Here is a 15895-nt window from a genome sequence, read left to right on the forward strand (position 1 = left end):
GTTTCTCCCACATACAGAACATCCTTTTTCAGCCCAGCCATCCCAATCGGCTGGGTTTTTTTATCTTTTATATGACTTTTAACGTAAATAATGAAATAAACCGAGTCGATCTAAAATATCTAAAGTGATTTCCTTCCGTTGCTGAATTTTATCACCATTTTTCATTTCTAAATTTAATGCAAAGGCAGTGACTTGACCGCTGGCTTGTTCTACAAAACCCACATACCAGCCCACCTGAGGCTCAATATCCATTCCCCAACCACTTTTGGCATATAGCTTATTCGCACCACGTGATTCGACATACATCATGTCTCTTACATCTTGTTGTACATCTCTACGAAACGGCAATGACAACTGTGCCAATCTATAAACAAATTTAACTTGTTGATCAGGTGTAATCTCTAGAGGACCTTTTAACCAAAATTGATCTATCTCATCCCCGACTTTTGCATTTCCATACTGAATTCGACTTAATTCCTGTTGCATCAATGATGGTCCAATACGGTGTGCTAAGGCTTGATACACAGGTACAACAGATGCTTGTAAGGCTTCACCAAGCGTAAAATCACGTTGCCAACTATCAAATGAACGTTTATTTCCATCCCATTTAAACACTTCATACCGAGTTGATTTATGATTTTCTAATCCAATCAAAGCATTCACTATTTTAAAAGTAGATGCAGGGATAAAATTTTCTTTTGCTCTTGTTCGATCAGAACCATAGGTTTTAACGTGTTCGCCATCATAGGTGATAAATACACCTTGAATATTTTGCTGATTAAATAGGGTCTTTATATGATGCTGATTTTTTGATTCATAGCTATTCAGCATTGTATCTTCTTTCAAATCGTATGCTTTTATTCTCGGATTAATGTGGTCTAAGGTCTGACAGGCAGATAAAAAAACAGACGTAAAAACAAGTGCAACAATAAAGAATCCTTTCAATTCAATGTTCCAATTTGACCAATGCATTTAAATCAATTTTGACAGATTATTTCCAATTTTTTTGTCTATTTTTAACACTTTTTTTAAAAATAATATTTACATGTGCAATATGCTGGTGCATAATGCCCCACATTAGGGCGAGATAGAAATATACCTCAGCAGAATTTCTGTATTTCCCTCAAGTTTTGGCGAAAAAACCTAGTTTTCTATGAAAACTAGGTTTTTTTTTGCTCAGTATTGATAAAGAATACACCCAGTTATGCACTATAATGGTGCAAATAAATATAAGTAAAAAAAACCCAGCCTTGGGGAAAGCTGGGCATATAAGAGAAATAACCACTATAATATTTAGTAAATCTAAAAGGCAGAACTCAATTTATTTAAATATAAAAAAAAACTTAGTTAACGAGCATGTAATTATGTGAAAATTAACTTAAATTGCAAACATCGCAACCCTTTGAAATTCCGAATAGACCTAACACTTTACTACCAAGTAGGTGAAAAAAGTCACATTATTTATTTTCAAATGAGTTAAAATTAAACGAAAATCTTAAATTTCATGTAAATTAACATTTTCTTTATACGTTTTATCCGATTCTAATAATCTTTTTTTTGTATAATTTCGATGCAATTTTTTAAGCTTAATCGACGTTGAAAATCTCCTTATCACATTGTTATTTTTGAATAAAATGTTCAAAAATTCATGTTCTTAATCTTCTTGTATCAAGACATAACACACAAAATAAATTTAGACCAGCAGACTATTACCTTAAAGATCATTGACTTAATACATTGTTACAATACAATATTTACTGCATATTCATTCGACATTTATTTGGTAACTATTATGAAAAAAATTAGTTTAGCCACTGCTTTATTAGTAGCAATGACTGGGGCACACGCATATCAAGTTGAAGTACAAGGGGCTGCTGAATACTTTGATGACTCATTGAACAATGATAACTACACTGGTTCTGTACAAGGTACTTATTACTTCAAGAATGTTGACTCAACTAAAGGTCCTTTAGCTGAAGCGGCTTTCTTAAATCAGGCATCTAATGTATCTGTGGCTTATAACTTCGGTGAATATTCTGCTGATATTAAAGTACCTGCTTACAGTATTAATGAAGAAGTTAAAGCAGAACAACATAACTACGGTGCTAAAGCTGAAGCTTACATCCCAACTAAACTTATTCCTTTATATGCAAGCGCGTCATATAGCCACTCAAAAACTGATGCTAAAAATGATTTCACTGCAAACAACCCATTAAACCACCCACAAGTTGCTAAATTAGCAGATGGTAACGGCGATCGTTATGCTTTAGAACTTGGTGCAATGTTACTTCCAAACTTCTTAGTTGCTGTAGGTTATACAAGCGTTGCTGATCAATACTCTTTTGATGTCTTTAAAGCAATCAACAACGGCAGCGTATTCTCAGCACTTGAAACAGGTACTATTGCTGAAGATCAAGATGCGATCACAGCTCGTACTAAATATGTAGGCGGCATCACTGATACAAATATGTCTGTTGGCTTTGAAGCTGGTTTAGTATACGGTGAAGACACACTTTACCAATTAAAATCTGACCTTTACTTCAATCCACAGTTAAGCGCAGGCGTTTCTTATACTGAATCAAGCTTTAATGACACTCCAAGCTCAGCTATCGGTGCTAACGTAAACTACTTCATCACTCCAGCTGTAGCTGTTGGTGCAAGTTATGTAAATGCTAACGCTGAAAATGGTTCTAGCCGTGATACTGAAACTGTTGGCTTAAATGCTAAATTCCGTTTCTAATAAATTATTATATACAGAATCAAAAAAGGACGCATAATGCGTCCTTTTTTAATCATTCACTATTTACTCAGGGCTACGAATTACACTTAAGAAATGTAAATGTCTTTCGTATTGATCAATGACATCTTGAATTAAGTCTTCTTGTGTCCAGTCCATTACATCATAGGCCTGTCCACCCTCTCTTAAAAACACTTCCGCCTGATAATAATCCTGCTCAGTCACCATTGTATCTGGCATAAAGCTCGGTGGCGTTGTTCTTTGTGACATCACTTGATATACGAAATTCAACTCAGCATGATGATCTACCCTCAACTCTACACCTTCACCCAATCGATTTACACTAACCTTAAACTGTCTTCTCTTGAACTCTTTCTGCACTTGCTCTAATGCTTGAGATACTTGAGATTCAATAAATACATCAACCTCTTCCTTAGAATGAGGATAGTGCATAATCAATCCTAAGCGTTTTTGCCAACTCCGTGGTTGATGAATCGCTCGAGGTGTAATTCTCGCTTCTTGCAAAGCATTCATTTTAATTAAATCTACTTTTAAGGCTTTGAGTAATCCCCAACAAATAAAGAGCATAATGACGGAGAATGGCAATGCACTCATGATGGTTGCAGATTGTAAAGCACCGAGCCCACCGACCAATAATAATACAATTGCCAATACCGCCATAAGCACAGTCCAAAAGAGTCGTTGCCATGTCGGTGAACCTTCACCTTTGGCCGTCAAATAGTCTGTAACTAATGCACCTGAATCCGCTGAAGTGACAAAGAATAAAATAACCAGCGATGTTGCCACCACACTCATGATTGAAGCGAGTGGTAAGCTATTTAAAAATTCGAATAATGCAACGGAAGAATCCTTCTGTACTGCTAGCATCAGTGCTTCATTGCCTTCTTGCATAATACTGAAGAGCGCAGCATTCCCCATAAAGCCCATCCAAATGAGTGTAAATCCAGTAGGAATCAACATAACTCCAACGATAAACTCTCGAATAGTTCTTCCATGTGACACACGTGCGATAAACATCCCGACAAATGGTGACCATGAGATCCACCATGCCCAATACATAATCGTCCAACCACCAATCCAACCATTCGGTTGATAAGCATATAAATTAAATGTCATGGTAAAGAGATTAGAAATATACTGACCCATGTTCTGAATTGTGGTTTGCAAAAGATAAATGGTAGAACTCGCGAAGAATACAAAGAGCAATAAACTTATTGCCAATACCAAATTCAACTCAGACAACCGTTTAATTCCTTTTTCTAAACCTAGAAAAACGGACAATGATGCCAATGAACTGACGATAATGATCAGTATCACTTGAGTACTTGCTGATTGAGGAACATCAAATAAATAATTCAAGCCTGAATTAATTTGCGTTACACCAAAACCCAATGTTGTCGCCACACCAAATACTGTTCCAATCGTGGCAAATGTGTCTACAGCATCCCCCATTGGACCATGAATTTTTTTTCCAATGATCGGATAAAGCGCGGAACGTACTTTTAAAGGCAATTGATGTCGATAAGCAAAATAGGCCAAGGACAATCCAATCAATGCATAGATTCCCCATGCATGAAGTCCCCAGTGGAAGAAAGTCACTCGCATCGCTTGCTGCGCTGCCATAACCGTTTCTCCATCACCGACTGGCGGAGAGACATAATGCATTACAGGTTCTGCTACCCCAAAAAACATCAGGCCAATCCCCATACCTGCGGTAAAGAGCATGGCAAACCAAGAGCCATTACTGTAACTCGGTTGGCTATGATCTGGACCGAGCCTGATTTTGCCGTAGTCAGAAATTGCGATATAAGCCAGCACGATCAGAAATATGGCAACTGCTAAAACATAGAACCAACTAAAAGAATCCGTAATCCATTGGTTCAGTTGCTGAGTAACTAATTCAAAACCATTAGGAGATAACACCACAGTGGCCAAAAATACAAAAATGATGAGTACCGTGCTGATAAAAACACGTGGATTTACATTTGAATACCATGAAGGATGCTGAGAAGACATAATTCCCCTATATATTTATTTTTGGTGAAACGCTTCAAACTGGATAAAACGCTATATGAATTGAGATCATTTATCCTCAACCTCATATAAAGCCGGGTTAGTTTCATCAAAAACAGAATAGAAAATCGACTCAATATCGAGGGTTGGAGATTATTTTTTGATCTAAGTACTTATTATTCATGATTTTGCAGATGAATGCCGTTAGCAAGATGTAACGTTCTGTTTTAATCATCCTGATGCTTTGGCAAATGAGCAATGTATTGCAGTGCAACTAAGCGCGAAACAATCAAAGCCAGATACATGACACCACTAACATTTGAATCATGGCAATCAGTCTCGCCAGCGGACTCAAGGGCATAATATCTGAAAGACCTGTTGCCGACTGAATACTAAAACTGAGAAACAACAAATCTAACCAACTATGTTGAACAGATTGTTCAGGCGTTATGCTAAAACTCAGTGGGTCATATAGCTGGCAGATGCTATATAAAAATGCGAAGCTCCATGCAATTAAAGTAAAAACAGCTGCTGCCGCAAATAATTCATCTTTGGTCAAATAGCGGTCTTCGAACATATATCGAACCAAACCATAAGCCGCTGTCGTATACGCGATAACTTCAAATGCATGCGCTGTAATTTGAATATAGGCTTGATGATATCCAATCAGAATCAAGAAAGAAAAAATGAGAGCTCCTAATACCCCAAATAAACCTACAGCACTAAAAATTGGGGTCATTTTGATGACTTTAGCAATAATAAGAAGGACTAAAGCGCCGAGAATCCAAGTCATGGAGCGATAAGCCAAATCATGACTTGATATCACTGCGAGGAATAAAATCAGCAGCTGTAAAATCAGTAGACACGCGGATGGTAAACGTACGAGATCACGTATCACGCGGCATATTAAACTCATCTCAACTCCAACTATTTTTATTGTTTTGTTTGAATGAAAGCATAGCGGACAGTTGATGACTTGTATGTCATTTAAAATAGAAATTTGGTAAAAAAAAAAGCCCCTTAAAGGGGCTTTTTATCATGATCAGTATGGTTTAGTGGTCTGACGCACCAGAAATACCAATACCTGTTTGTGAACGTACAAACTGTGCATCAAATGCTTTACGTTCTGCTTGCGCTTGTGCAGAATTGTCTGTCACAGAGAACAACCAGCAGAAGAAGAATGCTAAAGGCATCGCAAATAATGCAGGACCGTTATATGGATTAATTGGTGTATCAGAAATACCAAGCGTATCTACCCAAACTGCTTTAGAAAGTACGATGAGTACAACCGCTAAAACTAATCCAACAACACCACCGGCAACTGCACCACGCGTTGTTAAACCTTTCCAGAACATTGAAAGTACAAGCACTGGGAAGTTTGCACATGCAGCAACAGAGAATGCTAAACCTACCATGAAGGCAACGTTTTGTTTCTCGAACAAGATACCCAAGATCATCGCAAAGATCGCAAGACCTAAAGTCGCGATTTTAGACATACGAAGTTCAGATTCAGGTGTAGTTTGTCCTTTTTTCAATACGTTCGCATATAAGTCATGTGAAATTGCTGAAGCACCTGACAACGTTAAACCTGCAACAACTGCTAGAATCGTGGCAAATGCAACCGCTGAAATGAAGCCCATGAACAAGTCACCGCCTAAAGCATCAGACAAGTGAACCGCAGCCATGTTATTACCACCAACAAGCTCTAGCTTGCCAGTTACTGCCATTTTCGCAATATCAAGGAATTGTGGGTTGTTCGATACATAGAGAATCGCACCGAAACCAATGATGAAAGTTAAAAGATAGAAGTAACCGATAAAGCCTGTTGCAACAACAACTGATTTACGTGCTTCTTTCGCATCTTTTACTGTGAAGAAACGCATGAGGATATGTGGTAAACCAGCTGTACCAAACATCAATGCTAAACCAAGAGAAATCGCATCAATTGGGTTTGATGCCAGACTACCTGGTCCCATGATTTTGGTTGCATCATCTAAGGTTAAATCATGTACTTTAGAGAAGACTTGAATCGATTGCTCGAACATATTGGTGAAGCTAAAGCCAACGCCTTTCATCACCATAAATGCCATGAAGGTAGCACCTGACAACAACATCACTGCCTTAATGATTTGCACCCATGTTGTCGCTAACATACCGCCAAACATAACGTATGCCATCATGAGCAGACCGACGATGACGACAGCAATGTTATAGTTCAAGCCAAACAGAAGCTTGATCAACTGACCAGCGCCGACCATTTGGGCAATCAAGTAGAATGCAACAACAACAAGAGAGCTTAACGCTGCCAGTGTGCGTACAGGTTTTTCTTGTAAACGGAATGATACAACGTCAGATAAATTGTATTTACCCAAGTTACGCAAACGCTCTGCTATCAAGAAAAGTACGATAGGCCAACCTACCATGAAACCAAGTGAATAGAGTAAGCCATCGAAACCTGACAGGAAAACCATCGCAGAAATACCAAGGAACGATGCTGCGGACATATAGTCACCAGCAATGGCTAAACCATTTTGGAAACCAGAAATTCCACCGCCTGCGGTATAGAAATCTTTGGTGTTAGTGGTTTGTTTAGCTGCCCATTTGGTAATCCCCAGCGTTGCACCGACGAAAATCAAGAACATGATAATCGCAGGCCAATTTGTTGCTTGTTGTTCTGCTGCACCTAAATCAGGACCTGCGAATGCCAATCCAGATAACATTGCAGTCCCTGCAAATGTGAGTAAAGAATTCCATTTCATCTTAGTGTAGTCCCTTCTCGTGAGTGATGGCTTCAACTTCGCGCATAGCTTCTTCGTTTAATTGATCGAGCTTATTGTTGGCAATGTACGAATACACACCACATAACAAGAAAGACAGCACGATGATGCCTAATCCTAGAGGGATACCCCAAGTGGTTACACCACCTGAAAGCGATGACAATAAAAACTCTTTGTTATAGCCAACTAAAAGCATAAAACCAACGTAGACAAACAGCATAATGCCTGTCAATGTCCAGCTCAGTGTGCTTTTCTTTTTGACCATTTCTTTGAATTTGGGATTCTGTAGAATTTGCTCTACTTGTCTCTCATCCATAAACAAGACTCCATATGAGACCCAAACGTAGGTCATTTTTTTTATTTAAATTATTCCGATTTTTAAATTAGCAAGATTTTGCATTGGTTGTAATTTAGACTTTGGTCGCTAAATTTTGATCAATTTGAACGTGACAGTTCATGGATGCGTTATCATTACACGAGATTCTCAAGTGTAAGTCCTATGAACAGTTGGTTGATTATTGGGGTACTCGCCCTCTACATCCTCATCCTTTTTATTTGCGCCTTTTTTGGTGAAAAACATGCCAGTCGGCTCAGCCCACGTGGACGCATGTTATTGTTTAGTTTGACCTTAGGCGTATACTGTTCGTCTTGGACATTCTACGGCGCAACGGGTGCTGCTGTTCGTGAAGGGATCATTTTCCTTCCAATCTACTTAGGCCCACTTCTGTTTGTCTGGTTTGGTTATGATATTTGGCGTCGCTTAGGTCGGGTACGTCAGCACCATGCTATTTCCTCAATTGCTGACTTTGTGGCAGCACGTTATGGCAAAAGCGGACCTCTCGCCTCACTCGTCACCATTTTAGCCGTGATCGCCATCATTCCTTATCTTGCCTTACAACTGAGAGCCATTGCACTCAGTGCATCCGTGATGTTGCAACAAGATTCAGAAGTGATGAATCTGACCACCAATGGTGTTCTTGCACTTACAGGGGTTCTCGCAATTTTGGCTATGATGTTTGGTACACGTCAGATTGCCAACACCGAACAGCATGGTGGTTTAATGCTGGCAGTCGCTTTTGAATCCTTTGTTAAATTATTTGCACTCCTCTGTGTCGCTTTTTTCTTTTTATTTGAACGCCCCGAAAACCTCATTCAAGTTTCCGCAGACGTATCCAAAACCTTCCATGAAATTCAACTGATGGGCGTGCCAGATACCTTTTGGATTCAAACACTTTTAGCAGCATTAGCGATTATATGTTTGCCACGCCAGTTTCATGTTGCTGTAGTTGAATTACGTGATGAAAAACATATTCGTGGTGCGCGCAGATGGTTTGCCGCTTACATCATTTTAACCGTTGTCGCGATTATTCCGATTGCAAGTTGGGCACTTCATGCTGCACCAGAATACATGGCAGTCCCTGATGTTGCCGTGCTGTCACTGCCTTTGAGCTATAACCAAGAATGGCTGACGCTCTTAGCATTCCTTGGAGGATTTTCGGCTTCAACTGGTATGCTTTTAGTCTCTTCAGTCGCACTCTCAATCATGCTCAGTAACGACTTGATTATGCCTGCGCTATGGCGCTTGGGTTGGATTTCTCGTCATGACAAGCGTTTACCTCGAATGCTGAAATTCACACGTCGCGTATGTATTTTGGCGGTCATGCTACTTGGATTCTTATTCTTCCATTTCTTTAATGACATTGATCAGCTGTCAGTATTTGGTCTTTTGGCATTTAGTGCAGTTGCACAGTTTGCACCTGCACTTATTGGGGGGTTGTACTGGCGTGGTGGAAGTAAGCAAGGGGTCTATGCAGGTCTCATCGTTGGTTTTGTGATGTGGAGTTACACACTGCTCTTACCAACAATTTTAAGAAGTTTACCAGATGAATATTATCAATTTACTTATTCGTTTCTGATGTTTGGCCCTCTGGGATTTGACTTATTAAAGCCTGAAGCATTACTTGGTTTTGAATCATTTGCGCCATTAACACATGGTGTAATTTGGTCACTTGGCTTAAATATCGTGCTCTACATCTGGATCTCACGAATTTATCGTCCAAGTATTGCTGAGCAAATACAGGCAGAAAGTTTCTTCTATTACGAAACTAAACCCCTACAAACGCAACAAACCTCAAATGAAGTTAATTATTTACATCATGATGTCGCACGATTAAAAGTGGGTGACCTGATCACGCTTGCCAAACGGATTACGGGTGAAGGTCCGACCATGCATGCGTTTAATCAATTCTGCTTATCCAATAATGTGATATTAAACGAAAACAGCAGTGCCAATGGGATGTGGTGGCGTTTCACTGAACAATATCTTGCTGGCACAATTGGAGCTGCATCGGCACGTACCCTACTCACTACAGCCATGGTTAACAATGGATTAGCACTTGGACAGGTCGCTAATATTCTAGACCAAGCATCACAATGGCAACGCTTTAACCAAAATCTAATTATGACCATGATCGACCACATGACCCAAGGGGTAAGTGTTGTCGATGAAAACATGTGTTTAGTCGCATGGAATAATCAATATCTCGTTTTATTCGATTATCCAAAAGATTTGGTATATGTGGGCTGCCCGATTGCAGACTTGATCCGATATAACGCAGAGCGCGGTGAATGTGGACCTGGTTCCGTTGAAGAGCACGTACGTAAACGTATTCATTGGATGAAAGTAGGTAGCGCTCATGAGTTTGAACGTATTCGTAAAGATGGTCGTGTTATCCAAATGCGAGGAAATCCAATCGAAGGCGGTGGCTTCGTGACGACATTTGCTGATATTACGGCATTCCGAGAAACTGAAGCACTACTTGAAGGACGCGTTCAAGATCGCACTCAACAACTTGCCAATGCCTTGGCAGAACAACAATTGGCACGTGAACAAGCTGACAAAGCCAATATGTCAAAAAGTCGATTCATTGCTGCAGCAAGTCATGATTTACTTCAACCTATGCACGCTGCACGGTTATTCAGTACGGCATTAGAACAAAGCATTCAAAATGAAGAAGATGCTAAAACGCTACAGCAACTCGATCGTGCCTTACATGGTGCAGAGAGTATGCTTTCTGCATTATTAGACATTGCACGTTTAGAAGGTGGAACAATACAACCTAAACGACAAGCCTATCCATTACATGACCTATTGAGTGACTTAGAACTACAATTTAAATCAATTGCAGCACAACGAGCGATCTCCTTCCGAGTGCATGACGTGAAATTCTGGATTGATACAGATCCTCAATGGATTCGCCGTATTATTCAAAACTTTGTCAGTAATGCCCTAAGATACACAGCAAAAGGTCGTGTAATTGTTGGGGTGTTACGTTCAGCAGAAAGAGCAAACCATATTCGTATTGGTGTTTGGGATACTGGTCCAGGGATTGCTGAACAACAACGTATTAAACTCTTCCAAGAGTTTGAACGTTGTGGACATACCTCGCCATGGGGTGAACAAGGTTTAGGTCTTGGACTCGCCATCGTTCAGAGAATGACCAGCATGTTGGGTTATCCTGTGCATGTGTATTCCGAGTTGGGTAAGGGTTCATGTTTTATGATTGAAGTCCCACTCATCGATGCACCAAAGGTTGTGACCGCACCAGTTCAAGCCACACCATTAAAATCTGCAGCGTATAAAATTTTATGTTTAGACAATGATGAAACTATTTTAGAAGGCATGGCAACTTTGCTTACTAAATGGGGTTATCAAGTGTTTAAAGCCACAGAACCTGAACAAGCGCTTGAGATTATTCAACAAGAGAACATTCAAGTTTGGTTGGTCGATCAACACCTGAATTCAAATAAAATAGGATTAGATTTTATTGTAGAACATCGTCAAGAAAATGTGCCTGTGGCATTGATTACAGCTGATTCAGATCCTGAGCTTCCGCAAAGACTCAAAGAGCTGAATATTGTCCTATTGAAAAAACCTCTCAAACCTGCCTCTCTACGTTCATGGTTATCAGGTTTAAAAATTTCAAAATAAGATTCGAAATAGTCACATTTTGATACATTCTTCACCCAGTTTTTCCACGAAAAGCTGGGTGATTTTTATACATATTCACACCGTACTTTACAATGATTGGCAGATCTCAGCTTTAGAGGTGGCAAAAGAGAACAAAATAAAGCTAAAAAGAGCATTGGCAATTGACCAAAAAAATCAAAGTCCGATTTTCTATGGCAAAACACATCAAAAGTTGAAATATCATTTAAAACAAATAGTTACAAGTTTACTAACATCATGTTTTTAGATGACAAATTTACTCATCAAATAAAAATTAATACTTTAGTCTTATTCTTATTGCAATCAACATAATTCTAAATCTAGCCATCAGCACATCTTCGTTCGATTAAAGAAATCAAAGTGCCTCAAATTTTCTCGAGAATAAAAGTATCAAATGGAGTCTTGCAATGAACATTTCAGAAGCTATGCCACATGGTTTAGATCGTAATCACGAATTTCATCGCCAATATGGTGCCAATGCAATTTTGCCTGAAATCAAGTGGCAAGAAATTTTTCCATCTACATCCTTAAAAAATGTACATGTACGTGCCTTGGAACAGATTTACCAAACTGCAGTACCTTTGGCTTTACAGGTTTTTGAACAATTAAAATTTGATGTATTTACACCAGCAGCTTATCACCCTCAAGGCTTAGGTTTATTTGATAAATTGGCACAACAAGAAAATCAACTTATTCAACGTTTAGCATCAGAATGCCGAGATTTAGATGAACATACGCGTCATCAAGTGTGGAGTATGTTGTTGCGTGGTGGTGCCGTTTTGGTCTTTAAAGCTTGGCTTGGTAAAGTGAAAACTGGTGAAAATACGCTTGATACCACGCAGTTTGATGAAATTTCAGATTTACTCTTTATCAAAACACCGCCGCTTGCACTCGCAGAACAATTAGGCATCGATGCATATGCAGATTTCGATCATATTTTTCTCATGTATGGCAATGAGGTGTTTTTAGATCGTTTTAATGGACTTGAAACGGCTGCACTCTTTGTTGATCTGAAAGTTTATGATGCCGCTTTTTTAAGTCTTAGAGATGATCGCGTTGCAGAATATTTAAAACGCAAGGGCTATGTAACACAAGATCAAATTGATGAACTTCAATGTGCACTCAATCCTCTATATTGTAATGAGTTGACACCTAAACAGGACTGTTTAGCCTAAAGTAGATACGCATCGAAAAAAAGACCTTTGATTAGGTCTTTTTTTTCAAATCTAAGAATCATTTAAACACGTTTTTCTTCGATGTTTAATGCATTAATCGCTAATACAGCCTGAGTACGATTTTGAACGCCTAATTTACGGAAAATCGCGGTCACATGCGCTTTAATCGTTGCTTCAGAAACATCAAGTTCGTATGCGATCTGTTTATTCAACAAACCTTCCGCAACCATCATTAACACTCGGAATTGTTGTGGTGTTAGAGATTGAATACGTTCTGCTAAAGCTGTTTCATCTGCAGCACGTGGATCAAAGTTTAAATTCGCAGGCAGGTTTGGTGGTAACCACATATCCCCTTCTAATACCTGACGAATCGCTTCACCAATGTGACTTGGATGCGCTGATTTTGGAATATAGCCCATTGCACCATGTGCAATCGAGCGTTGAATAATTGAAACTTCTTCATGCGCCGATACGACAATAATTGGTAACGATGGATACTGTGCACGCACATGCACCAACGCTGAGAAGCCTGATGCACCTGGAAGATTCAAATCTAAAAGCACTAAATCTGGTTCAGGACCTTTTTCTAAACGTTCATAAAATTCATTAACAGCAGCTGTTTCATGGATTTGGGCTTGCGGTAAGCTGTAACGAACTGCTTGAATTAAAGCATGACGAAACAGTGGATGATCATCAACGATTAAAATATTCATAAGCGAGGCGAGAGATCTCAAACACAATCAATATACTAACTGTGCTATAGCTGTTAAGGATATATAAATATTAACGAATTTTTGCAGAAAATGTCGGGCTAAATCTTACAAACGCGATTTTTTTATGTAATTTTGAAAATTCGATAAGCACATCACTTTTAAATATAAAATTTATTCAAATATTGAAATAGCTTATTCATAATCATAAATATACGTTTATTCAGTTATTTATCACTTATTTATATCTCAAAAAGATTAAATTATCGCTATATACGCAAAAATGATATTTATTCTTATTTTGCTTATTTTACAGAATAAGCATAAATCCACATAAATAGTGCATCCGAGATTAATTTTAAATTTTTAGGTTTGTACTATGTCTACTGCTCAACAAAAACCATTAAATATCGTTGCTGTCTCTGGCGGTCTAAATAATCCTTCAAAAACTGAAGCGCTTGTTCAAGCGATTTTGGATGAGTTAGGTGAAGCAACACCAATTCATGTGCATTTTATTAAATTTAGCGAAATCGGTCATTTATTAGGTGGTGCCATTTATCGCAATCAGCTGCCGCAACGTGTTCAAGATGATCTTGCTGCTGTTGAAGCCGCGGATGCATTGATTGTGGGAACGCCCGTATATCGCGCATCTTTCACAGGTTTATTTAAACATTTCTTTGACTTTGTAGAACAAACTGCGCTGGTTGATGTGCCTGTATTACTAGCTGCATCAGGGGGCAGTGATCGCCATGCCTTAGTACTTGAGCATCAATTGCGTCCTTTATTTAGCTTCTTCCAAGCACAGACTTTGCCAATTGGCGTTTATGCAACTGATCGTGATTTTACGCCTGAATACACCATTCACAGTGAACTATTACGTGCGCGCATTACCTTAGCCATTGCTCGTGCTTTACCAATTTTAGAGTGGGCACCAGCCAAAGGTAAACGTGCTGAGGTTGTGAAAGATAAAACCCAACAAGCCAATCAAAACTTGGGCATTAACAAACAAATTGAACAAGAAGAAGTATTACCTTCAGCAGCAGTACCAAGTTTAGATGCAGCAGAGTCACGCTTGCATCACAAGAATAATGCTGCCCCAAAAATTGAAGTGGCATAAATATAATTGAATCAATGAGGGTATAAGCCATGTCTAATGCAGAAAAACAAGCGATTAAATTTGCCTATTGGGTTCCAAATGTCAGTGGTGGTCTTGTCGTCAGTAATGTTGAACAACGAACAGACTGGAGCTACGACTACAATGTTCGACTCGCGCAAGCTGCTGAAAAAAGTGGATTTGAATATGCTTTGACACAGATTCGATTCACGGCAGGATACGGTGCGGAGAATCAGCATGAATCTGTAAGCTTTAGTCATGGCTTATTGGCAAAAACTGAAAAGTTACGTGTAATCGCAGCAATTTTACCAGGCCCTTGGAAACCCGCGCTGGCGGCTAAACAGCTCGCGACAATTGATCATTTAACCAATGGTCGTATCGCTATTAATGTTGTGAGCGGATGGTTCCGTGGTGAATTTGATGCCATCGGTGAAGAATGGCCTGAACACGATCAACGATATGCACGTTCAGAGGAGTTTATTCGTAGCTTAAAAGGTATTTGGACGCAGGATAACTTTAGTTTTGATGGAAAATATTATCAATTTAAAGACTACACCTTGAAGCCAAAACCTGTTCAAAGCCCACATATTGAAATTTTCCAAGGGGGTAGCTCGCGTGCCGCACGTGATATGGCATCTCGTGTTTCTGATTGGTATTTCACCAATGGAAACACGCCTGCTGAAATTAAAAAGCAGATTGATGACATCCGTGAAAAAGCCAAGCTGAATCACCATCAAGTCAAAATTGGGGTGAATGCCTTTATCATTGCTCGTGATACTGAAGAGGAAGCAAAAGCTGTACTTCAAGAAATCATTGACAATGCAAATGTAGAAGCAGTCAATGCTTTTGGTGATGCAACTCGTGAAGCAGGTGCCGCAACTCAAGAAGGTGAAGGTAACTGGGCAAAATCAACATTTGAAGATCTTGTCCAATACAACGACGGGTTCAGAACAAATCTCATCGGTACACCGCAACAAATTGCTGAACGTATCGTTGAATTAAAATCAGTTGGTGTGGATCTGATCTTATCTGGCTTCTTACATTTTATAGAGGAAGTTGAATATTTTGGTGAAAAAGTACTGCCTTTAGTTCGAAAACTCGAAGCTGAACAGCAACAACACATTACCGCTAAATCAGCTTAATTTGTCTTCGATTATTCAACAACGATCTGAATGAAATCAGCGCTTTGTTCAATCTTGTTTTGACCCTGATAACTATAATAATAGCGTCATGCAGTAGCAACTTAACCCCCAAGGCTCGGCTTGGGGGGCTTTTTATTGGATAGTTCATATAATCTGATCAGCAACAGTACATCGAAAATTGAATAAATCGTACATTG

General features: G+C 39.2%; 10 protein-coding genes and 1 pseudogene. 5 read left to right on the forward strand and 6 right to left on the reverse strand.

What is annotated here, in order from left to right; genetic code table 11:
- Nucleotides 1-78: 78 nt before the first annotated feature.
- Nucleotides 79-945, reverse strand: a complete 867-nt coding sequence (gene blaOXA, locus AC1M9E_RS13435; RefSeq protein ID WP_481607316.1) for a class D beta-lactamase — start codon at nt 943-945, stop codon at nt 79-81.
- 847 nt (nt 946-1792) lie between these two features.
- Between blaOXA and omp33-36 the strand changes: the two genes are divergently transcribed.
- Nucleotides 1793-2740: a porin Omp33-36 gene (gene omp33-36 / locus AC1M9E_RS13440; protein ID WP_481607218.1), complete on the forward strand. Its 948-nt coding sequence runs from the start codon at nt 1793-1795 to the stop codon at nt 2738-2740.
- Nucleotides 2741-2803: 63 nt separating this feature from the next.
- Here omp33-36 and AC1M9E_RS13445 read toward each other — a convergent pair whose 3' ends face one another.
- The 4 genes and pseudogenes from AC1M9E_RS13445 to AC1M9E_RS13460 all read right to left on the reverse strand — a co-directional run bounded on the left by AC1M9E_RS13445 (nt 2804) and on the right by AC1M9E_RS13460 (nt 7864).
- Entirely contained in the window at nt 2804-4774 is a 1971-nt protein-coding gene (locus AC1M9E_RS13445; RefSeq protein ID WP_481607217.1) for a BCCT family transporter, read from the reverse strand.
- A 224-nt stretch (nt 4775-4998) separates the two neighbouring features.
- Nucleotides 4999-5687 (reverse strand): annotated as a pseudogene (locus AC1M9E_RS13450) (ion channel).
- Between the two features lie 136 nt (nt 5688-5823).
- Entirely contained in the window at nt 5824-7530 is a 1707-nt protein-coding gene (locus AC1M9E_RS13455) for a cation acetate symporter (RefSeq protein ID WP_180028478.1), read from the reverse strand.
- Between the two features lies 1 nt (nt 7531).
- Complete coding sequence (locus AC1M9E_RS13460) at nt 7532-7864, reverse strand: DUF485 domain-containing protein (RefSeq protein ID WP_035265779.1); 333 nt, start codon at nt 7862-7864, stop codon at nt 7532-7534.
- Nucleotides 7865-8047: 183 nt separating this feature from the next.
- Here AC1M9E_RS13460 and AC1M9E_RS13465 point away from each other — a divergent pair, with 183 nt between their 5' ends.
- Both AC1M9E_RS13465 and AC1M9E_RS13470 read left to right on the forward strand, forming a co-directional pair.
- Entirely contained in the window at nt 8048-11539 is a 3492-nt protein-coding gene (locus AC1M9E_RS13465) for a hybrid sensor histidine kinase/response regulator (RefSeq protein WP_481586858.1), read from the forward strand.
- 425 nt (nt 11540-11964) lie between these two features.
- Nucleotides 11965-12732, forward strand: a complete 768-nt coding sequence (locus AC1M9E_RS13470; RefSeq protein WP_035265786.1) for a hypothetical protein — start codon at nt 11965-11967, stop codon at nt 12730-12732.
- 62 nt (nt 12733-12794) lie between these two features.
- Here AC1M9E_RS13470 and AC1M9E_RS13475 read toward each other — a convergent pair whose 3' ends face one another.
- Entirely contained in the window at nt 12795-13445 is a 651-nt protein-coding gene (locus tag AC1M9E_RS13475) for a response regulator (protein WP_035265788.1), read from the reverse strand.
- A 376-nt stretch (nt 13446-13821) separates the two neighbouring features.
- On the opposite strand from AC1M9E_RS13475, the gene msuE reads away from it, so the two are divergent.
- A complete protein-coding gene (msuE, locus tag AC1M9E_RS13480; protein ID WP_481594495.1) occupies nt 13822-14559 on the forward strand; it encodes an FMN reductase in 738 nt (245 codons plus the stop codon).
- A gap of 29 nt (nt 14560-14588) precedes the next feature.
- Nucleotides 14589-15698, forward strand: a complete 1110-nt coding sequence (gene sfnG / locus AC1M9E_RS13485; RefSeq protein ID WP_035265790.1) for a dimethylsulfone monooxygenase SfnG — start codon at nt 14589-14591, stop codon at nt 15696-15698.
- Nucleotides 15699-15895 lie beyond the last annotated feature (197 nt).

The sequence above is a fragment of the Acinetobacter sp. 24-47-47 genome (assembly GCF_057737035.1).

What these genes read in the sequence shown, in the direction of transcription:
- omp33-36 (WP_481607218.1), top strand. Translation starts at nt 1,793, where the DNA reads ATGAAAAAAATTAGTTTAGCCACTGCTTTATTAGTAGCAATGACTGGG.
- AC1M9E_RS13445 (WP_481607217.1), bottom strand. Translation starts at nt 4,774, where the DNA reads ATGTCTTCTCAGCATCCTTCATGGTATTCAAATGTAAATCCACGTGTT.
- AC1M9E_RS13455 (WP_180028478.1), bottom strand. Translation starts at nt 7,530, where the DNA reads ATGAAATGGAATTCTTTACTCACATTTGCAGGGACTGCAATGTTATCT.
- AC1M9E_RS13460 (WP_035265779.1), bottom strand. Translation starts at nt 7,864, where the DNA reads ATGGATGAGAGACAAGTAGAGCAAATTCTACAGAATCCCAAATTCAAA.
- AC1M9E_RS13465 (WP_481586858.1), top strand. Translation starts at nt 8,048, where the DNA reads ATGAACAGTTGGTTGATTATTGGGGTACTCGCCCTCTACATCCTCATC.
- AC1M9E_RS13470 (WP_035265786.1), top strand. Translation starts at nt 11,965, where the DNA reads ATGAACATTTCAGAAGCTATGCCACATGGTTTAGATCGTAATCACGAA.
- AC1M9E_RS13475 (WP_035265788.1), bottom strand. Translation starts at nt 13,445, where the DNA reads ATGAATATTTTAATCGTTGATGATCATCCACTGTTTCGTCATGCTTTA.
- msuE (WP_481594495.1), top strand. Translation starts at nt 13,822, where the DNA reads ATGTCTACTGCTCAACAAAAACCATTAAATATCGTTGCTGTCTCTGGC.
- sfnG (WP_035265790.1), top strand. Translation starts at nt 14,589, where the DNA reads ATGTCTAATGCAGAAAAACAAGCGATTAAATTTGCCTATTGGGTTCCA.